Genomic DNA, 19,304 nt, shown 5'->3' with positions numbered 1-19,304 from the left:
GTAATGGTAAGCGATTACATGCACAGATGCTATGGATCGAATGGACTATAGATGTTACGAGAACGACCGTTATTGATTGACGCCGCTGGCCAGGAAACCGCCGTCGACAACGAGAACCTGTCCGGTGACATAGGAAGCTGCGTCGGATGCAAGATAAATGGCTGCGCCAACGACTTCTTCCGTTTTACCGAAGCGGCCCATGGGCGTGCGCATCAGCAGCTCTTTGCCGCGTGGGGTGCTGTCGAGAAGTTCTGCATTGAGCGCGGTGCGGAAGACGCCGGGTGCGATGGCATTGACGACGACGCCGTGACGCGACCACTCGACGGCAAGCGAGCGCGTGAGCGATGCGACGGCGGCTTTGCTGGCGGCGTAGGCCGCAACTTCAGAAAACGCGACAAAAGTATTGAGTGAAGCAATGTTGATGATGCGCCCATAGCCGCGGTCTAGCATGTGCCTGCCGAAAATCTGGCAGGCGCGCAGAGTTCCGGTGAGGTTGGTGTCAATGATGCTCTGCCACTCATCTTCCGGGAAAGTGAGTGTGGGAGCGCGCTTGATCTTGCCTGCGCAGTTGATGAGGATATCGACTTTGCCGAATTGTTCGACTGTTTGCGCCAGGAGATTTTCCAGCGAGGCGCGGTCGCTTACATCTGAGGGGACGCGTAGTGTGCGGCGGCCTTTGGCTTCGATCGCGGCGGCGGTCTCTTCGACCTGCTCTTTACGCCGAGCCGAGGCGACGACATCCGCACCTGCGTCGGCGAGGCCGAGGCTCAGGGCACGCCCAATGCCGGAGGTTCCACCGACGATGACGGCTGTTTTTCCTTCAAGGCTGAGTGGATGACTCATGCAACTGACCTTTCTCTTGTTGAGAGCGCCCGAGGAATACAGGCGCGATATGTCTGTCGAATAGATTCTCTGTGACGTTGCGGGCGATGACGGCTTCATTTGCTTCGAGCAAGTCGAGATAACGCGGGCCCATTTTTGCCGCGACTTTGAAACCGACGTGCAGAAGCTGACGCAGGCTGCTGTTATATGCGGACGAACGCGGATCGTGGCGCAGAGCCGAGGTAAATTGGTCCGAGGACCATTGCTCGACTTCTGTTGGAGCGGGCAGACTGGTCGGATCGATGTCGATAACAGTTGCGTATGGGCCGCAGAGTTCTTCGCGGTGATCATAGGCCTGCGCGTAGATCTCTTTTGCTAAAGCGAGGCCATCGCCGCCTGCTTCGGCGAGCCCAATCAGTTCTTCGAGCCATGTGGTTCCAGCGGTTTTGAGGTGTACGCCCGCGTTCGATGTCTGAACCACTTTGTGTATGGGGGCATAGATGGAGAACTTGTCGCTGCCGGAGTGGACACTGAGCTTGAGATTCTGCGGCAGGCCATAGAATTTGATGGCGTAGGCAATCGTGGACACATCAGCAGAAAATTCTTTTTCAAACTGTGCCAGGTCGCCGACGTAATCGACTCCCTTGTTGAAGCGTCCAGTGAACTTTGGCGCTATGGTGTCGAGCGGGATACCTACATCGGCGGCTGCTGCGAGGATGATGAGCAACTCGGCGGGAGTTTGCGGCGAGTCGGTCTCGTCCATGGATACTTCAGTGATGAAGTTGCCGCGCCCTTTTGCCGATTCGATTTTGCGATAGATGATGGCCGCCTGCTGAACGGCATAAAGGAATTTATTCGCAGTGCTGCGAGCAAATTCCTGTGTGAGATGGAGAGGCGATGCGATGCCTTCGATCTCGATTGGCTTCTGTAACTCGGGATGGCGCTCGATGAAAGCGTCGATTGCGACTGCTTCGGCGACCTTGCCGATGAAGTCGGCTACGTCGATGGTGTAGAAGTCGCACGCAGGCAAAAAGCGATCGACTGTTGCCATGCCGATATGGTCGGCATCGCAGAAATAAGGTTTCTCCCAGCCGAGAGCTTTCACTGCTACGTCGGCTGCCGTGCGCGTCGAAGATGGCTCGGAGCCGATGATGGTATGCTCGCGATTCGACTTGTTCCAGACGGGGATGACTTCGATACCGGCTTCTGCCGCCAGCATGCAAGCGCGAAGCTGCGCCTTGGCTTGATGGGCAAAGCGGTCGCCGACGCCGATGGAATATCTGGGTAGAGTGAGACTCATGTTGTGAACCTGCCGCGATAGGCCCAGAGGCCAAGGCCCGGATTGGAGATGAAGAAGATTTCTTCGCCATCCACCGTGTTGTAACCGTTCTTCAGCTTTGCGGGATCGTAGCGCTCAGACATTGTTTTGAGGTCGGCGTAGCGGAAGCCAACGCTTTCAATTTCCCGTTGCGTGAGCGAGCCGGGGCAGTAGGTGATGGTGAAGCGGCCTTCCGAGGAACCGTGAATGAGATGTGCTGCTGCGCTCAAATCGGATGCAAGATCGGGATGTTTTTCGACTGCCGCGAGGGTTGCGGGGGTGCCGAGATAGCCATACTTGCGGATGAGGGCATCGATGGTTTTGTCTTCGCCAAATTCCTTGACGCCGGGCGCGAGCACGATCAGCTCGCCTCCGTCGGCAAGCGCCATGCGAGTGCGATAGACGGCCTTGTTGCCAAGCCAGGTGCTTTTGAATTCGCCGGGTTCGAGGTAAACAACTGCCTTCTGAATAGGCCGGTCAAGCATTTCGAAGTTGACTTCGAGGCTAAGGTTAGCGGCGCGATGGAAGCACTCGGCATCATCACCGATGAAAAGTCCGCGCACGGCGAGCTTGCCCTGTGCGTTGCGGCCAACAACGGTGTGCACGTAGACGATGGGGATGTCTTTCAGGAAGTGATCGGATGCATAATTGAGCACCTGACGGACGGGGTTGTCGGCGCGTCCCATGATGCGTTCCATGCCATAAACTGCGCCAAGATAATGGCTGCGGTTGATGCCTTCGCGTCCACCGGTGCCGACAAGAATGTTTTTGTTGTAGTTGGCCATGCCGATGACTTCATGCGGCACCACTTGCCCGATGGAAAGCACAAGATCGAATCCGCCGCGGGCAATCAGCTTGTTGACTTGTGCCGCCCACGGATAGTTGAGCTTGCCTTCCGATTTCTCGTGAATGAATTCAGCCGGAACTTCGCCCAGTGTTTCCACATCGGTGCGCCAGTTGTGCACGCGGAAGAGCGAGTGCGGCACATTCCCAAACATACGCGTGAGGTTTGATGGTGACATGGCGGAATGGGTGCCGAGCGCGGGCAGGATGGCCTGGAGATTGTCTCCGTAATACTCATAGGCATAGCGGGCGAGCTCACCTGCGCGGGAGTGGGCGCGCGTCTGATCTGGAGGCACGATGAGGACGCGCTTGCGTTCCCCGAGCGCAGCGAGTGCCTGAAAAAGCAGGTCATGCAGTTGTTGCGGCGTGAGTTCGGTCGTGCTGCTGCCGGTGTTGAGATAGAGGCTCATGAACGATAGCTTTTTTCCAGTTTACGCTCGCACGCCGTGGTCAGACCATCCCGCTCACGCAGGAACTTCCACCTTTTGCAATCCCGGCGCGAGCATGCGAAGCACCAGCAATGCGATAAGGTACGCGCTGGCTGCGATTCCGAACAGGGACGAGTAGCTGTGCGTCACCTGGAGCACCCAGCCAGTGCTGAGCGAGAAGAGCACGCCGCCCACAGAGCCTGCCATGCCTCCGATGCCGACGACAGCGCCGACGGCGCTCTTGGGAAACATATCGGATGCAGTGGTGAACAGATTCGCCGACCAGCCCTGGTGGGCGGCGGCGGCGAGGCTGAGCAGGCCAACGGCGACCCATTCGGAATTGGTGCGGCTGGCGAAAAAGATCGGGGTGACGACGCAGGCGAAGAGCAGCATGGTGAGCAGGCGCGCTTTCACCATTGACATGCCGCTGCGATGGATGAAAGAGGGCAGCCATCCGCCGCCGATGCTGCCGACTGCCGATGCGTTGTAGACGATGATCAGGGGCAGGCCGAGATGCGATAGGCCGAGATGAAAGCGGGCATCGAAGAATTTCGGCAGCCAATAGAGATAGAACCACCAGATGGGATCGGTGAGAAATTTTGCGAGCGAAAACGCCCAGGTCTGTCGGTAGCCGATGATCTTCTTCCACGGAAGCTTTGCAGCTGATTGAGGCGGATCGCGATGGATCAGCTCAAGCTCGGCGCGGCTGACCTTGGGATGCTCAGACGGCTTGCGATAGTGCGTGAGCCACCAGATGATCCAGGCTGCGCTGAAAGCCCCTGTGATGAGAAAGGAAACGCGCCATCCATAGCGAATCGTGACCCAGGGGACGATGGCAGGGGCAAGGATAGCGCCGACATTTGTGCCCGAATTGAAAATGCCTGTGGCAAGAGAGCGTTCGCTTTGCGGGAACCACTCCGCCGTGGACTTGATCGCTGCGGGAAAATTTCCTGATTCACCCAGGCCCAGAAAAAAGCGCGCCACGCCGAAGCCAAGCGCGGTGTTCACGAGAGAGTGACACATCGCCGAGATGCTCCAGATGCCCATGACGATGGCGTAGCCGATGCGTGTGCCGAAGCGGTCGACCATCTGCCCGGCAAGGATGAGGCCGATGGCATAGGCGAACTGAAATGCGCTGACGATGTAACCGTATTGAGCCTCGGTCCATCCGATGCTGTGCTGTAGCACGGGAGCGAGAATGCCGAGCACCTGGCGATCCATGTAGTTAATCGAGGTGGCGGCGAAGAGCATGGCGCAGACAGTCCAGCGCACGTGGCTCTTTTGTGGCCGCGAAGTCAAAGGATCATCGGCGACGTATTGTTGATTGATCGAATTGCCGGAGGCAGTCATAGACGTCTATCAGCTTCTTGTACAAAAAATAGCTTCCGCTTGGTTATATCTGCGCCGCATACACGTAGACAAGACGAATGCGGTGTACGTCTCTACAGGCGGTATGCTTTGCGGACGAGATTTACGGTCAAATCCTGCGCCAGCTCGAAGGCCTCATCTTCATTCAGGCGGTGCTCGGCAACGAGACGCGCGAGGAAAGCGCAATCGCTGCGGCGGGCGACATCGTGGCGCGCAGGTATGGAAAGAAAGGCGCGGGTGTCATCGTTGAATCCGACGGTGTTGTAGAAGCCCGCGGTTTCAGTTGCCATTTCACGGAAACGCAGCATGCCTTCGGGGCTGTCGTGGAACCACCACGGAGGCCCGAGACGCAGGCATGGGTAGTGTCCGGCGAGCGGCGCGAGTTCGCGGCTATAGGCGGATTCGTCGAGTGTGAAGAGGATGAAGGTGAAAGACGGCTCATTGCCGAAGAGATCGAGCAGAGGCTTGAGGACGTGGACGTAATCGGTTGCAGTGGGAATATCGGCTCCCGAGTCGCGTCCGAAGAGTTCGAAGACTTTCTGATTGTGATTGCGAAAGCTTCCCGGGTGCAGTTGCATGACGAGTCCATCATCGACGCTCATACGCGCCATTTCTGTGAGCATCTGCGCGCGGAAGAGTTCCTGTTGCGCGGCAGTTGCATTGCCGGAAAGGACCGTGGCGAAAAGTTTTTCGGCTTCGGCGGTGCTGAGATTGGCAGTGTTCGCGGTTGGATGGCCGTGATCGGTGGCGGTAGCGCCAAGGGCCTTGAAGCGGGCTCGTGATTTGCTCAGCGCATTCAAATAGCCGGGCCATGCTGTCGTATCCTCACCTGTCTGCTCGCCGAGTTTTGCGATGTTCTGGCGGAAGCCGTGGAAGGCGGGATCGACAACAGAGTCAGGGCGAAAAGTTGGGATGATGCGGCCTTTCCATCCAGATTCGCGAAGAGCGCGATGATCTTCGAGCGAGTCGAGCGGCGAATCGGTTGTGGCGAGAACCTCGATACGGAAGCGTTCGTAAAGCGCACGTGGAAGAAACTCGGGCTGGTGCAATTTCTCTGCAATAACGTCGAAATAATGATCGGCAGTCGCCGCGGAGAGCCGCTGGTCCAAACCGAAGAGCATTTCAAATTCGTAATCGAGCCAGATGCGCGTGGGCGTGCCGCGAAAGAGGTAATAATGTTCGGCGAAGATGCGCCAGATTTTACGGGAATCGATGGATCCGGTCTGGCGAATGCCGAGGTCCTGCATAGAAATGCCCTGGCTGTAGAGCATGCGGTAGAGATAGTGATCGGGCAGTATCAGCAGCTGGGTCGGATCGGGGAAAGGCTCATTCTTCGCGAACCAGCCTGCTTCGGTGTGGCCGTGCGGGCTGACGATGGGCAGGTCGCAGATGGAATCGTAAAGACGGCGCGCGATGGAACGCATATCCGGGTCGGCGGGAAAGAGCCGGTCTGGGTGAAGAATGGCCACGGAATCTCCTGAAATGGGTCATGGTGGGCGTGGTCCGACCACCACGCTTGAGTCTATCGCCGCGAGAGGGTTGTTGGTCAAGCAAAGAGGCGCGTAAATGAGACGGAGAAGTGCTAAGCTGCTGCATGCAGATGGGCGATATGGCGAACCACGCATACCGTAACAGCGAAACACACCTTACGATGCAGGTGGTCAACCACGTCCGCTCGCTTATCGAAGATGGAACGCTGCACCCGGGGGACAAGATTCCGCCGGAGCGCGATTTTGCGAAGAAGCTCAAGATCAGCCGCGCAAGCCTGCGGGCGGGTATCGGGCATCTGGCGGCGATGGGTGTGCTGAATGTGCGTCACGGTGTGGGGACATTCGTTGCCGACGGTCCTCCAACACTGGGAACAGAGCCGCTTGCGCTGCTGAGTGTGCTGCATGGGTTCAAGCCATGGCAGATGTTTGAAGCGCGTCTCATTCTTGAGAGCCATCTGGCGGCGCTGGCCGCTGAGCGCGGCCGGGACGAGCACTTTACCGCGCTGGCGGAAGAGGTGACGGAGATGTATGCCACATTTCATGAGCCGCAGGAATATCTGATCCATGACATGCGCTTTCATCGCACCATTGCAGAGGCTGCCGGCAATCCAATTCTCGCCGTACTGATGGAAACGATCACGGCCGCGCTATATGAGGAACGCAGAAGAACAGTGGAGCGGTCGCAGAGTTTGAAGCAGGCTGCGGAGATTCATCGCGAGATATACCGTGCTATCCGTTCACGCAATGCAGATGAGGCACGCGCAGTGATGGAGAAGCACCTGAAGCTGGCGGAATCGGCACAGGTAAAAGAGAGTGCTTTATCGAAAGCCGGTTCAAAACGGATTGCGGCAAAGAAGAAGACAGCCGGGCGCAAACCGACAGTAGATGCCTGAGATGGCCGCATCCTATTCTGCATGTTCGAATTGAAAAGATATGACGTGATTGTGATCGGTGCGGGCGTGGCCGGACTCGCCACTGCACGCGCACTCGCCGAGGCGGAAAAGAGTGTGCTGCTGCTCGAAGGCCGTTCGCGGGTTGGTGGACGCATCCTCACCGAACGCCTGAGCGAGAGCGAGCTGCCGGTGGAGCTCGGCGCGGAGTTTGTGCATGGGCGCAGTGATGATTTGTGGTCGCTGATTGATGAAGCCGGTCTGGCCACCTACGAGCTGGGTGGCAAGCAGATGTGCTTTGAAGAAGGAGCGTTGTCAGAATGCTCGCGCGAGGGAACATTTGATGTTCTCGAAGAGCTTTCTGAGAACGCCCCAGACATGAGTTTTACAGATTGGATTGCTGAGAAACACTTACCCGAGGAAGCCATACAAGCAGCGATCGGTTTCGTTGAAGGATTCAACGCGGCGGATGCGCGAAAGATCGGCACGGCGGCGCTTGCGCGCCAGCAGAAGGCGGAAGATGCAATCGAGGGAGACCGCGCCTTTCGTATTCTTGATGGCTACGCAGCACTGCCTGCGTACCTGTTGAAGAAATTTGAAGAAGCAGGCGGGGAGCTTCGTCTTTCCTGCGCGGTAGAAGCTGTTCATTGGCAGGGGGGCTCGGTTCGCGTTCGTGTGGCACAGGAAGAATTTTCTGCGCGAAAGTGCGTGGTGACTCTGCCCCTCGGTGTTCTGCAGGCGGGCAGCGTGGTGTTTGATCCTGTCCCGCAGCCGATTTTCGATTCAGCTTCCCAGCTTGCGATGGGGCGTGCCCGACGGGTGTCATATGTTTTCCGCGACCTTTTCTGGAAAGATCGCGCAGATGGAATGGGCTTCTTGTTTGCAGACGAGGGCTTGCCGCGCGTGTGGTGGACTCCTGCGCCGAATCGAGCGCCAATACTGACGGGATGGGCGGGCGGCACTTCAGCTTTAAATACGGCTGCGATGAGCGATGAGGAATTTGCTGCGACCGGGTTGCGGATGCTTGCGACTATCTTCCATATGCCGGAGGCGAATTTGCGAGCGGAGTTAGTCGGTTGGCACACGCATGACTGGCAGCACGATCCTTTCAGCCTGGGTGCGTACAGCTATGCCCCTGCTGGCGCGTTGGGTGCATCCGAGGCGATGACTGCTCCAGTGGAGGGAACATTGTATTTTGCCGGTGAACACACCGACATCACCGGGCATTGGGGAACAGTGCACGGCGCTCTGGGTTCAGGGCTGCGGGCGGCGAAGCAGATACTTAAGTGATTCTCAACGAGAACTAGAGACCGCGATACGAGCCTCCATCGACGAGCAACGTCTGGCCGGTGACTGAGGCTGCAGGTACCGATGCCAGCCAGACAATGGCTGCGGCCACTTCTTCCGGTGTTGCCATGCGGCCGATAGGAATCTCCTGCGCCATGGCGCGTTCAGCTTCTTCAAAAGTGATTCCTTTGGCTGCCGCTCTTTTTTCGATGATTTCGCGGGAACGGTCGGTCGCAGTGAAGCCGGGTCCTACGTTATTCACAGTGATTCCATCAGGACCGAACTGGCCGGCAAGCGAGCGCACCAGGCCCATGACGCCGGCGCGGATGGAGTTGGAGAGAACTAATTCCGGTACCGGCTGCTTCACGGTGTAAGAGGTGAGGGTTACGATGCGTCCCCACTTTTGCTGCTGCATGAAAGGCAATACCGCCTGCGCGAAAGAAACGATGCTGCGGAGGTTCAGTTGCCAGGCGCGCTCCCACTCATCCATGGTGGTGGAGAGGAATGGCTTGGCTGGAGGCCCGCCTGCATTTGTGACACAGACATCGAGCCTGCCGAAGTGATGATGAGCATCCTGCGCAAAGCTGCGGACGGCAGCGTCGTTGCTCACATCAAAAGCAGCCGTGAATGTTTTTACGCCAAAGCGTTCTGAAGCTTCGCGCGCGACTGCTTCGAGTGGCTCTTTTTGCCGTGCGCAGATGGCCAGATGAGCGCTCTCTGCGGCGAAGGCTAGAGCTGTGGCTTTGCCGATGCCCTGGCTCGATGCGGCAACGATGGCGACGCGGTCTTTCAGTCCTGTGTCCATGTGGCTCTTATACTATCGGAGCTTCAAGTAAGATGGGGGCGGAATAGCCACCAAGGAGCATTTGAATGTCATCAAGTGGATGGAAGCATGCGAGTCTTTCAACCGTGCCTGTCGAACAGCTGAACCCGCTACTTGAGCGGCAATTCGTTCATGGGGAACAGGCGATGCTGGCGAGGCTGCTGCTGCGCAAAGGATGCATCGTTCCTGAGCACAGTCATCTCAATGAACAGATCAGCTACATTCTCGAAGGAGCGCTCCGTTTTATTCTTAACGGCAACGAGGTTGTGACTGTGGCTGCGGGAGAAATGCTTGTCATTCCTCCCCACGTGAAGCATAGCGCCGAGGCTCTTGAAGATACGATCGACCTCGACGTATTTGCCCCGCCACGAGCGGATTGGATCCAGGGAACCGATGCCTATCTGCGAAAGTAACTTACCTGCCGCTTGAGCCGAAGCCCTTTGCGCCACGCGTACTATCGCTGAGGGTTTCGACTGCGTCAATCTCCAGATGCGTCATGGACTGGAAAGGGGACATTTGCGCGATCTTATCGCCCTTGCGGATCGGAACACTGGCATCTGTCCGCCTGAGTTCCACATCCGTGACAGCGCCCTGTGCGTCGCGGACCAGATCGAGCGAATATTTCGGCTGGTTTACATTGACGAGGCAGACCAGGATTTCTCCCCGGTATCCAGCATCGATGCGGCCTCCGGCATAGGTAACGCCTTTGGCCGCCATCGAAGAGCGGTCGCCGAGAACGAAGCCGAGTCCTTCAGGACCTTCGACAGCAATACCGGTTCTAACTTTCACCGGTACGCCTGGCTCGAGTGTGATGTCCTCAATCGAGTAAAGATCGAAGCCCAGGTCGCTGCCGGCATAGTTCACGCTGGGAACGCGTGCATCGGGGTGCAATAGCTGTACCTTAATCATCGGTGCAGGTTTTTACTCCCTTGCTACTTCGCAGCCGAGTTGGCTTGTTTCTTTTGCTTGGCCCAGCGGCGCTTTTGAGCGTCGGCAATGCGCTTACGCGCGTCAGGACTCAATTGGCGCTTTTTGCGGACGGGCGAGATTGCGCCCGATGCCAATATCTTGCTGCTGGCGGAGCCTTGCAGAAGCGCGCGCACCTTCTCCAGGCGCTGGATTTCTTCGTCAATTGCAGCAACAATTTCTTCTCTTGTCATTTTTTCTCTTATCCTCGATAGAAGTCATTCAAGTACAGGCTGGGAAACCTTCATCCATATTACCCAACGTGATTGGTTTTCCCTAAGTTCGCCGGTCTTCAGGTATAACTTTGAGTTGCTTCTGCGACCTAGATAGTTGCACAACACGGCCCATTCTGAACGGAAACAACGTCGCTCAATCATGGCTTTGGTGGGACATTTATCAGGAATTCGCAGGCTTTTCTCTGATCTGTAAAGTTGATTTCTTGTTTGCGTAGCATGATGATGGCGTGCTCACCTATCCGCGCCCTTCGCAGACTGGCAACGCCACAGCTCCGACTTCCATTTCTCCGGAGTATCCGAGGGAATTGATCGCAGATACGGCGATAGCCGTCACGTCTCCGGTTCATATTTCCGGTGAACTGGGACGATATGGCATCCGGCTCGCGGCGTCTGAAGCGGAACGCGAAGCTGCGTGTCGCCTCCGATTCAAGGTCTTTAATATTGAACTTGGAGAGGGGCTTATCTCTTCCTATTCGACCGGAATAGATAAAGACCAGTTTGACTATGTATGTGACCATCTGATCGTGGAAGATCGGTCCTCCGGGAAGGTCGTCGGCACCTATCGCATGCAGTCGGGCGGCGAAGCGGCGAGAAGTTTCGGATATTACAGTGCGCGTGAGTTTGACTTTGCCGCGTATGAGCCATTGCGGGAACAGGTGCTGGAGTTGGGACGGGCGTCGGTAGACTGTGATCATCGCTCCAGCGAAGTGCTGACGCTGCTCTGGCGAGGGATTGCGCAGTATTGCAGATATCGCGGGCTCCGTTATCTGATTGGCTGCTCCTCCCTGAATTCGCAGGATCCGGCGGAGGGGTGGGCCGTTTACGGCCAGCTGCAGCCTTTTCTTGCTTCTTCGCAGTTCTGCACCTGGCCAACGCCGGGATACCGACTACCGACCGGGAGCGGCCAGCCACAAAATTCGAAGATTCCTAAACTGCTGAAGACGTATATTGGTGTCGGAGCGCGTATCTGCGGGGAGCCAGCCTGGGACAGGGAATTCGGCACCATCGACTTTCTGACCCTGCTGGATCTGCGACAGTTGACGCCCGCTGCGAGGAACCGATTTCTACCGGACGGAGAACAATAAGAAGCTTTTGTCGCAGTGGTTTGCGCCTGGCTGCCTTATTAGTGACATTTGGCGAGTTATTTTTGCGTTTTGGCTGGCTGCGCTTGCGGAAAGGCTCCCTTACGCTTGCTGACCGCGCCCACTGGATGAGCGCATCGTGCTCTCTGATGCTTCGCCGCCTTGCGATTTCAGTCAGTATAGAAGACCCTCCCGCAGCGCCTGGCCTGGTGGTCTCCAATCATCTCGGCTACCTGGACATCCTGGTGCATGCCGCAGCGGGTCCACGTATTTTCGTCTCTAAGTCGGATGTCCGCGCGTGGCCGATTGTAGGACGGCTGGCAGAATACGGAGGAACAATCTTCATCCAGCGAGGGAATCGATCGAGCGCCACCGAAACGGCCATTGAAATTGAATACGCGCTGCGGCAGGGAGTGACGGTAGTGTTGTTTCCGGAAGGCACCAGCACAGACGGTTCCACGCTGCTGCCGTTTCACTCCTTCCTCTTCGAGCCAGCGGTTGAGGCTGAATCCGCTGTCAGCGCGTCTGCCATCAGCTTCGGCGCGGACGATGCCAGTGAGGCCGATTTCTGCTACTACGGAGATCTGAAATTTCTCCCGCATTTACTTGGGGCGATGGGCCGAAAGAATGCGCATGCCAGACTGCGTTTCGATGCAAGACCGCGTGTCTACTCTTCACGTAAGCATGCGGCGAGCGAGTGTTGGGAGCGGGTGGCGCGTTTACGGCTCCGTTCGGTTATGGATTCCCGAGTAGAATTCCAGCAAAAAACAACTGTTGCCGGCAGCGTTCGGTAGGATGGATAGAAATGGACGAGAAAGAGCTATTGACGAAATTCAAGTAAATGTTTTCTCATTCTCGGGCAGGCTCTTCGCGAGCCCACCGCCACACTTGAGGGATGCATGCAACGACGTGAGTTTCTGAAAACCAGCGCTCTGGCTGGCTCTGCCTACTTTTTGCTTCGCAATCGAGCCCTTGCCGCCACGGCCGATGCGCATATCGAGGTCCTGGTCAACGAGCCGATTGCCACGATTGCGCCGGAAATCTATGGGCACTTTACAGAACATCTTGGGGGGGTGATCTACGACGGTGTCTGGGTAGGGGAAAAATCGAAGGTTGCCAATATCGGCGGAATCCGCAAAGAACTCGTCGAGAAGCTGAAAGCGATCAAGGCTCCGGTCGTTCGCTGGCCGGGCGGTTGCTTTGCTGACAGCTACGACTGGAAGGACGGCATCGGCCCGCGTGACAAACGTCCGCGCCGCACAAATTTCTGGGTCGACGATGGCCAGGCGCGCAAGCTGCCAAACGACTCGGTTCAGAAATTTGAGCCGAACACCTTTGGTACCGATGAATTCGTCCGTTTCTGCAAGCTGAGCAATGCGGAGCCGTATGTCGCAGCAAATCTGCGCAGCCTGCCGCCGCTCTCATTCGATCAGTGGGTGGAATACTGCAACTCGCCCGCGCACAGCACCACCTATGCCGACATTCGCGCCGCGGCTGGTTCGCCTGATCCTTATAACGTTCGCTACTGGGGCATTGGCAACGAGAGCTGGGGTTGCGGGGGAACGTTTACGCCAGAAGAGTATTCCAACGAATACCGTCGCTTTACCGCCTGGGTGCCGGAATATGGCGTCGGTCTAAAGTACGTAGCATCGGGACCAAACCAGGACGACGTGGACTGGACTACGCAGTTCTTCGAAGACATCCTGCATCGCCGGCCGATTCATCCGCCCTTTGGCTGGTCAGTGCACAACTATACCAACCAGCTCGAAGCCCTGAATTTCAACGATCAGGATGCGTACTCACTCTTCTATCAGGGAACATCGACCGAGCAGATCATCCAGAACATGTGGATCGCGATGGGCGTCTTTGATCGCGAGCATCACACGCGCTTGGTCGTCGATGAATATGGCCCATGGTACGGCGCGGGAACCGAGGTCGATCCCACGCACATCTTCGGTCAGCAGATCACGATGCGCGACGCCATTGTTACCGCGTTTACTCTCGATATCTTCAACCGCCATGCGGAAAAAGTCTGCATGGGAAATTGCGCGCAGCTTATCAACTGCATCGATTCGCTCTTCCTGGCGCACGAAGATAAGTTCATCTCGACGCCGAACTTCGATGTTTTTGAAATGTATGCGGCGCATCAGGGAGCGCAGGCCGTACGCACTGAGATCGCTGCGCCGTCGATTAGCTTCAACGACATTCAGAAGCCGGATCGCTGGGGGCCACAACGCGGCGGAGGCCCGCATTCCGTACAGCGGGATCTGACCGGCCTGATGGGGTCGGCATCGGTGAAGGGCAAGCAGCTGACGCTGACCGTCGTGAATCCGCATTTAACCGATGAGCGCGATACCCAAATCGCCATTCGCGGAGGCAGCACTGCGTCGGTGACGGCGACCGTGCTGGCTGCGGGCGATATCCACGCGCACAATACTTTCGAGCAGCCGGACGCGGTGCGGGCGAAATCAGCCCAGGCAACGGCGAACGGATCGACAGTGAGTTTCAGGGTGCCCCCTATGTCTGTGAGCAAGCTGGCAATTATGCTTTCTTAGAGACGGCTCCCGGCTCCGCACTTTGCACGCAGGGTGTGGGGCTTATTTTTTGCTCATCGCATAGACACGCACATAGTCCACCAGCATGTCCTGCGGAAACTTGCTCGCCGCATCCGGATTCCCTGGCCAGTCGCCGCCAATGGCAAAATTCAGCAGAAAGAAAAACTTTCCGTTATCGAATGGCCACACTGCGTTTTTGGGTAGATCTGCCGGGGTGAAGCTCGCATAAATATTCGCGGGATCGTCCACATAATACTGAATCTTCCCCGGCGACCAGATCAGCCCGAAGATGTGGAAGTCATCGCCGAATGCCTGCTGCTTTGGCAGCGTATAAGTCAGGCTGATTGGCGTTCCGATGAAGCCGATTCCATGGATCGAGCCGTGAATTGTTGCCGGCTCTTTGCCGATGTTCTCCATGATGTCCAATTCACCGCACGCTGGCCAGTGGGCGGTCGTCTCGCTGTCGCCAAGCATCCAGAAAGCAGGCCAGAACCCCTGTCCTTTAGGGACTTTGATACGCGATTCGATCCGCCCGTACTGGAAGCTCTGCAGTCCTTCAGACTTCAGCCGCGCTGAAGTGTACTGCCCCTGAGCATCGCTGCGTGCCACGATGTGAAGATAGCCGTCGCCACCGACAAAAGCATTCGGCTTCGCAGCATCACAGGGCGGCTGGGAAGAGTCGTACGCGCAATACGTCTCGAGTTCATGGTTTCCCCAGCCATTGCCGCCGGTCTCAAATGTCCAGTTCGATGAATTCGGCGGGGTTGGTGATGATGTGCTGTTAAATTCATCGCTCCAGACCAATTGCTCGTGCTGGACTTGCGCATGTAGCGTGCCGGCAAGAAGCGGCAGCATCAGAATCGAGATAAGAAAGGTTCGGGTTTGCTTCATGGTTGTAATCAGTGAATAAGCCGATATCAAAAATACTTCATCCGCGCGGACGAAGTATCATCGTATAGGCATGCTTGTATCTTTCTTAAAGCCGGACGGGGTGAACGAAGAGTCGATTTCATTATTAATCGATCGTTTCTATACCCGCGTGCGCAAGGATGAGCTCCTTGGTCCGATCTTTGCCGATGCTGTTGGTGATGAATGGGGCCCGCACCTTCAAACGATGCGCAATTTCTGGTCGTCACTGATGCTTACGAGCGGACGGTACAAAGGCAATCCAATGATGGTGCATCTGATGCTGCCGCGTCTTGGCCTGCAACATTTTGATCGCTGGCTCGCCATCTGGAAGCAGACTACCTCAGGGCTTTTCCCTACGGAGACAGCCAACCTGTTTGTTCGCAAGGCGGAGAGCATGGCCGAACGGATTCTGGCGACCGTTGACCAATACCACGCCTCACTGTCCGCTACAAACTAAGCCCGCACGATTCGTAAATCTTGCTCATCCATTCCATGTCGCGCAGGCCTTCTTCGCCTGCTGTCTTGGGTGTTTCATTCTTCAAAATGCAATTGCTGAAGTAGTCGCCCATGCGGATGAAATGCGAGGGGTCCTTGGCGGGATTTGGCTCGTCCAGGCTCGTCTTGTCATCGAAGCTCGCCTTGAGATACTGCCCCTGATAGCCGAAGGCTGATTCCACATCGATCACGCCCTTCGAGCCATGCACACGATAGCAGCCATTCATGTTGGCTCCATAGGTTGTGTTACAGCTGGCTAAAATGCCGGAGGGAAACTTCATCGCCCACGAGGTGTTCTCCTCGACTTCGTTAAATCGGCCATCATGGTCAATGGTCGAAGAGTATGCCTTCACCTCTACCGGCTCTTCGCCTGTGAGATAACGGCAGGCGTTCAATGAGTAGACTCCCACATCAAGCAGCGGACCGCCTCCGGCCATCTTCTTATTCAGGCGCCATTCGCCAGCGCGAATATTAAAACCGTTTGCGCTTTCAATGGCCTGCACAGTGCCCAGCTTGCCGCTGCGAATGAGTTCAATAGCACGCAGATTCGTCGGCTCGTACTGGCAGCGATAGGCGATCAGGAGCTTTACATTCGCCTGTTTGCAGGCCTCGATCATCGCCTTCGCGTCGGCCACGCTGGTCGACATTGGCTTTTCGCACAGCACATGTTTGCCCGCCTTCGCAGCGCGAATCGTATATTCGGCATGCATGTTGTTGGGTAGCGCAATGTAGACGGCATCGATCGCTTTGTTGTCACGTATCTGGTCGCAGGTCTCGTAGCTGTAAATGGAGTTTTCCGGTACGCCGTACTGCGCGGCCATCTTGCGGGCTTTGTCGGGATGGCCGCTGACGATCCCGGTGATCTTTGATTGAGTCGATAACTTTACCGCCGGCATAAAGTGATCCATGGATATGCGCCCGAGGCCGACGATGCAGTAGCCGATGCGGCGGTCTTCCGCCTGCGCCCTGAGGTTTGGAAGAGATTGTGCCGCGAGTGCCGCGCCTGCCAGCACGCTGAATTGCCGACGATTCAGGTTCATGAAAGTCTCCTCGTACTTGTTCTACAGACTAATGACTAACTGGAAAAGATGCAGAGGACTACAACCGCTGTCTATTTTTACCGTACTCGTGATTAGATGTAGGGCATGGAAACTGCAACGGAAAAACTGCGCCTGAGCCAGATTTCCCCCCGCATCATGCAGTCTGAGATTCGCTCGATGACGGTGGAGTGCGACCGCCTTGGTGGAATCAACCTCGCGCAGGGTGTATGCGATACAGAAGTACCTTCGGCCGTGGTTGAAAACGCGATCAAGGCAATCCATGATGGTCATAATATCTATACCCGCCTCGATGGAATTGCGCCACTGCGTGAGGCCATAGCGCGTAAGCTTGCGCACTATAACGGTATCCAGGCCGATCCCGACTCTGAGGTGCTGGTGACATCGGGCGCGACGGGCGCACTCTATGCGGCGTGCCTTGCGCTCTTCGATCCCGGCGATGAGGTGGTGCTCTTCGAGCCGTTTTATGGCTATCACGTGAACACGCTCTTAAGCCTGCGTATTCAGCCCATAGCCGTGCCCATGGCCATGCACACATGGGAGATTGACTTCGATGTATTGCGTACAGCCATCACTCCACGGACACGTGCCATCATCGTGAACTCGCCATCGAACCCGTGCGGCAAGGTTTTCACCCGCTCTGAGCTGGAACAGATAGCGGTTCTGGCGGAAGAACATGATCTCTTTATTCTGACGGATGAGATTTACGAATACTTTCTCTTCGATGGCACGAAGCATATCTCGCCGGCGTCGCTGCCGGGAATGGCTGAGCGCACGATTACGATTTCCGGGCTTTCAAAGACTTTCAGCATTACCGGGTGGCGTATTGGATACCTTACGGCGAACAAGCGCTGGCTGGCATCGATCGGATACTTTCACGATCTGACCTATGTCTGCGCTCCCTCGCCGTTTCAATACGGCTCTGCTGCTGGTTTGGTGGAGATGACGGACACGTTCTACAATGAAATGGCCGTCGAATATCAGGCGAAGCGCGATTTGCTTTGTGGTGCGTTGCAGGATGCCGGGTTCACTCCATCGATTCCGCCGGGGGCGTACTATGTGCTGGCTGATGTGAGTTCCGTTCCCGGCGCCACGGCTAAGGAGAAAGCTCGCAATCTGCTGGCAAGTACTGGAGTCGCAGGCGTGGCAGGAACCGCCTTCTTTACTGGAGGCCGTGGCGAAAATATCCTCCGCTTTTGCTTTGCCAAGCGCGATGCAGACTTGCAACGGGCCTGCAACTTGTTGCGCGATTATCGCGCCTAAAGTAATTATTTGTTGCGATAATTTACGCGAGACGAGGTCTAGGGTGCACCCTGAGCCGAAGGCGAAGTACGGGGTCCGGATCGCCGCGAAACAAGACTCAGCACAGGCCGTGCCAGCAATAGAATCCCAAGGACGATCGTGATCTCAAGCGGCGTACGGACACCTGATTTCACTCCCCACCAGTAATGCACCACTCCGGCAACGGCGGCCAGATACACAAGACGGTGCAGCGCGCGCCAGCGCTTTCCGCCGAGCTTGCGAATCGACCATGTCGTTGACGTGAGCGCCAGTGGCAGCAGTAGCAGCCACGCCGTGAGGCCTGCGGTAATGAACCGCCGCTGGCTGATGTCATCGACCATGGCGCTCCAGCTGAAGTTGGAGTAGAGCCAGACATAAATGCTCAGATGAATACACGCATAGAAGAAAGCGTAGAGCCCGAGCATACGGCGGAAGCGGATCAGCCACGAGAGTTTCGGAAGGATGCGCCGCACGGGCGTGATGGCCAGCGAGATCACCAGCAGGCGCAGCGTACCCTTGCCGGTGAAAAACGTAACGAAGGAGATTGGATCGGGGCCGAGTGCGTCGGGCACCGTCGTGGTGGCACGCCAGAACTGAAAGACCAGCCACGCAACAGGCGCAAGACAGGCAACGTGCACCAGCACTTTGACGAAAACAATCGAGCGATTTGACATTAATAATATCTGCGCAGGTCCATGCCGTTATAGAGACTCGCCACCTGATCGCCGTAGCCATTAAACATCAGTGTTTGCCGCCGCTGCTTAAGTACGGGAGCGCCAATGCGGCGCTCATATTTCTGGCTCCATCGCGGATGATCAACATTGGGATTCACGTTTGAATAGAAACCATACTCATTCGAAGCTTGGTCGTTCCATGCTGTGTGCGGCTGCTTATCGACAAAGCGTACTTTCACAATTGACTTTGCCGACTTGAAACCGTACTTCCACGGCACAATGACGCGAATCGGCGCGCCATCTTGATTTGGCAAGATCTCTCCGTAAAGACCGAACGTCAACAAGGTAAGTGGATGCATCGCTTCATCCATGCGCAACCCTTCGGAATAGGGCCAATTAATATTCACCTCGCCGATACCCGGCATCTGCTTGCGGTCAGCTAATGTGAGGAACTGGACGTACTTCGCATTGCCGAGAGGCTCACATTCTTTGATGAATTCCGAAAGTGAGTAGCCGACCCAGGGAATCACCATGCTCCATGCTTCCACGCAGCGGAAGCGGTAAACGCGTTCTTCCTGCGGGCGCAGCTTCAGCAGCGTATCAATATCGAAGGTCTTCGGTTTCTTCACGAGTCCTTCAACTGTCACTGTCCAGGGACGCGTCTGCAGCCTCCCGGCATTCTTTGCCGGGTCGTCCTTGTTGGGGCCAAATTCGTAGAAGTTGTTGTAGTTGGTGATGTATTGATAGGGAGTGAGTTCTTCGCCCGTGGTTGAAAGCGG

General features: G+C 56.4%; 20 protein-coding genes. 8 read left to right on the top strand and 12 right to left on the bottom strand.

Features of this window, described 5'->3' with window-relative positions; all coding sequences use genetic code 11:
- Window positions 1-69 precede the first annotated feature (69 nt).
- From GSQ86_RS13530 to uxaC, 5 genes are all read right to left on the bottom strand, one after another.
- Window positions 70-843 (bottom strand): SDR family NAD(P)-dependent oxidoreductase, encoded by a 774-nt coding sequence (locus tag GSQ86_RS13530; RefSeq protein ID WP_158750488.1) that lies wholly within the window; start codon window positions 841-843, stop codon window positions 70-72.
- Window positions 821-2,122, bottom strand: a complete 1,302-nt coding sequence (locus GSQ86_RS13525; protein WP_158750487.1) for a tagaturonate epimerase family protein — start codon at window positions 2,120-2,122, stop codon at window positions 821-823. The genes GSQ86_RS13530 and GSQ86_RS13525 overlap by 23 nt, the downstream gene beginning before the upstream one ends.
- Window positions 2,119-3,393 carry a lactate racemase domain-containing protein gene (locus tag GSQ86_RS13520; RefSeq protein ID WP_158750486.1) on the bottom strand — a complete coding sequence of 425 codons (1,275 nt, stop codon included), beginning with the start codon at window positions 3,391-3,393 and terminating at the stop codon, window positions 2,119-2,121. Before GSQ86_RS13520 ends, GSQ86_RS13525 begins: the two co-directional genes overlap by 4 nt.
- 54 nt (window positions 3,394-3,447) lie before the next feature.
- Window positions 3,448-4,761 carry an MFS transporter gene (locus tag GSQ86_RS13515; RefSeq protein ID WP_158750485.1) on the bottom strand — a complete coding sequence of 438 codons (1,314 nt, stop codon included), beginning with the start codon at window positions 4,759-4,761 and terminating at the stop codon, window positions 3,448-3,450.
- A 92-nt stretch (window positions 4,762-4,853) separates the two neighbouring features.
- Window positions 4,854-6,242: a glucuronate isomerase gene (uxaC, locus tag GSQ86_RS13510; RefSeq protein WP_158750547.1), complete on the bottom strand. Its 1,389-nt coding sequence runs from the start codon at window positions 6,240-6,242 to the stop codon at window positions 4,854-4,856.
- A 146-nt stretch (window positions 6,243-6,388) separates the two neighbouring features.
- On the opposite strand from uxaC, the gene GSQ86_RS13505 reads away from it, so the two are divergent.
- Both GSQ86_RS13505 and GSQ86_RS13500 read left to right on the top strand, forming a co-directional pair.
- Window positions 6,389-7,162, top strand: coding sequence for a FadR/GntR family transcriptional regulator (locus GSQ86_RS13505; protein WP_158750484.1), 774 nt, complete (start codon window positions 6,389-6,391; stop codon window positions 7,160-7,162).
- Between the two features lie 21 nt (window positions 7,163-7,183).
- Window positions 7,184-8,449: an NAD(P)/FAD-dependent oxidoreductase gene (locus tag GSQ86_RS13500; protein ID WP_158750483.1), complete on the top strand. Its 1,266-nt coding sequence runs from the start codon at window positions 7,184-7,186 to the stop codon at window positions 8,447-8,449.
- 13 nt (window positions 8,450-8,462) lie between these two features.
- On the opposite strand, the gene GSQ86_RS13495 is transcribed toward GSQ86_RS13500, so the two are convergent.
- A complete protein-coding gene (locus GSQ86_RS13495) occupies window positions 8,463-9,251 on the bottom strand; it encodes an SDR family oxidoreductase (protein ID WP_158750482.1) in 789 nt (262 codons plus the stop codon).
- Window positions 9,252-9,316: 65 nt separating this feature from the next.
- Between GSQ86_RS13495 and GSQ86_RS13490 the strand changes: the two genes are divergently transcribed.
- Window positions 9,317-9,682 (top strand): cupin domain-containing protein, encoded by a 366-nt coding sequence (locus GSQ86_RS13490; RefSeq protein ID WP_158750481.1) that lies wholly within the window; start codon window positions 9,317-9,319, stop codon window positions 9,680-9,682.
- A 1-nt stretch (window position 9,683) separates the two neighbouring features.
- Here GSQ86_RS13490 and GSQ86_RS13485 read toward each other — a convergent pair whose 3' ends face one another.
- Window positions 9,684-10,178 carry a dUTP diphosphatase gene (locus tag GSQ86_RS13485; protein WP_158750480.1) on the bottom strand — a complete coding sequence of 165 codons (495 nt, stop codon included), beginning with the start codon at window positions 10,176-10,178 and terminating at the stop codon, window positions 9,684-9,686.
- 23 nt (window positions 10,179-10,201) lie between these two features.
- Window positions 10,202-10,429 carry a hypothetical protein gene (locus tag GSQ86_RS13480; RefSeq protein ID WP_158750479.1) on the bottom strand — a complete coding sequence of 76 codons (228 nt, stop codon included), beginning with the start codon at window positions 10,427-10,429 and terminating at the stop codon, window positions 10,202-10,204.
- A 269-nt stretch (window positions 10,430-10,698) separates the two neighbouring features.
- On the opposite strand from GSQ86_RS13480, the gene GSQ86_RS13475 reads away from it, so the two are divergent.
- The 3 genes from GSQ86_RS13475 (at window position 10,699) to GSQ86_RS13465 (ending at window position 14,108) form a co-directional block, all read left to right on the top strand.
- Window positions 10,699-11,556, top strand: coding sequence for a GNAT family N-acetyltransferase (locus tag GSQ86_RS13475; RefSeq protein WP_254062369.1), 858 nt, complete (start codon window positions 10,699-10,701; stop codon window positions 11,554-11,556).
- A gap of 146 nt (window positions 11,557-11,702) precedes the next feature.
- Window positions 11,703-12,347, top strand: coding sequence for a lysophospholipid acyltransferase family protein (locus tag GSQ86_RS13470; protein ID WP_216841147.1), 645 nt, complete (start codon window positions 11,703-11,705; stop codon window positions 12,345-12,347).
- Between the two features lie 105 nt (window positions 12,348-12,452).
- A complete protein-coding gene (locus GSQ86_RS13465) occupies window positions 12,453-14,108 on the top strand; it encodes an alpha-N-arabinofuranosidase (protein WP_158750477.1) in 1,656 nt (551 codons plus the stop codon).
- 42 nt (window positions 14,109-14,150) lie between these two features.
- Here GSQ86_RS13465 and GSQ86_RS13460 read toward each other — a convergent pair whose 3' ends face one another.
- A complete protein-coding gene (locus GSQ86_RS13460) occupies window positions 14,151-14,999 on the bottom strand; it encodes a family 16 glycosylhydrolase (RefSeq protein WP_158750476.1) in 849 nt (282 codons plus the stop codon).
- Between the two features lie 70 nt (window positions 15,000-15,069).
- On the opposite strand from GSQ86_RS13460, the gene GSQ86_RS13455 reads away from it, so the two are divergent.
- Window positions 15,070-15,474 carry a group III truncated hemoglobin gene (locus GSQ86_RS13455; RefSeq protein WP_158750475.1) on the top strand — a complete coding sequence of 135 codons (405 nt, stop codon included), beginning with the start codon at window positions 15,070-15,072 and terminating at the stop codon, window positions 15,472-15,474.
- On the opposite strand, the gene GSQ86_RS13450 is transcribed toward GSQ86_RS13455, so the two are convergent.
- Window positions 15,464-16,552: a Gfo/Idh/MocA family protein gene (locus GSQ86_RS13450; protein ID WP_158750474.1), complete on the bottom strand. Its 1,089-nt coding sequence runs from the start codon at window positions 16,550-16,552 to the stop codon at window positions 15,464-15,466. The genes GSQ86_RS13455 and GSQ86_RS13450 overlap by 11 nt on opposite strands.
- 105 nt (window positions 16,553-16,657) lie before the next feature.
- Here GSQ86_RS13450 and GSQ86_RS13445 point away from each other — a divergent pair, with 105 nt between their 5' ends.
- Entirely contained in the window at window positions 16,658-17,833 is a 1,176-nt protein-coding gene (locus GSQ86_RS13445) for a pyridoxal phosphate-dependent aminotransferase (protein WP_158750473.1), read from the top strand.
- Between the two features lie 38 nt (window positions 17,834-17,871).
- On the opposite strand, the gene GSQ86_RS13440 is transcribed toward GSQ86_RS13445, so the two are convergent.
- The gene (locus GSQ86_RS13440; RefSeq protein ID WP_158750472.1) at window positions 17,872-18,525 is read right to left on the bottom strand and encodes a sulfite oxidase heme-binding subunit YedZ; all 654 of its coding nucleotides are present in this window, start codon (window positions 18,523-18,525) and stop codon (window positions 17,872-17,874) included.
- On the bottom strand, window positions 18,525-19,304 hold a 780-nt coding region (gene msrP, locus GSQ86_RS13435; RefSeq protein ID WP_158750471.1), incomplete at its 5' end, for a protein-methionine-sulfoxide reductase catalytic subunit MsrP. The genes GSQ86_RS13440 and msrP, both read right to left, overlap by 1 nt.

Origin of the sequence: Acidobacterium sp. S8, assembly GCF_009765985.1 — a bacterium.
GTDB lineage: Bacteria > Acidobacteriota > Terriglobia > Terriglobales > Acidobacteriaceae > Alloacidobacterium.
The sequence above is the reverse complement of the archived record's forward strand: the minus strand, read 5'-3'. Positions and strand labels throughout refer to the sequence as shown.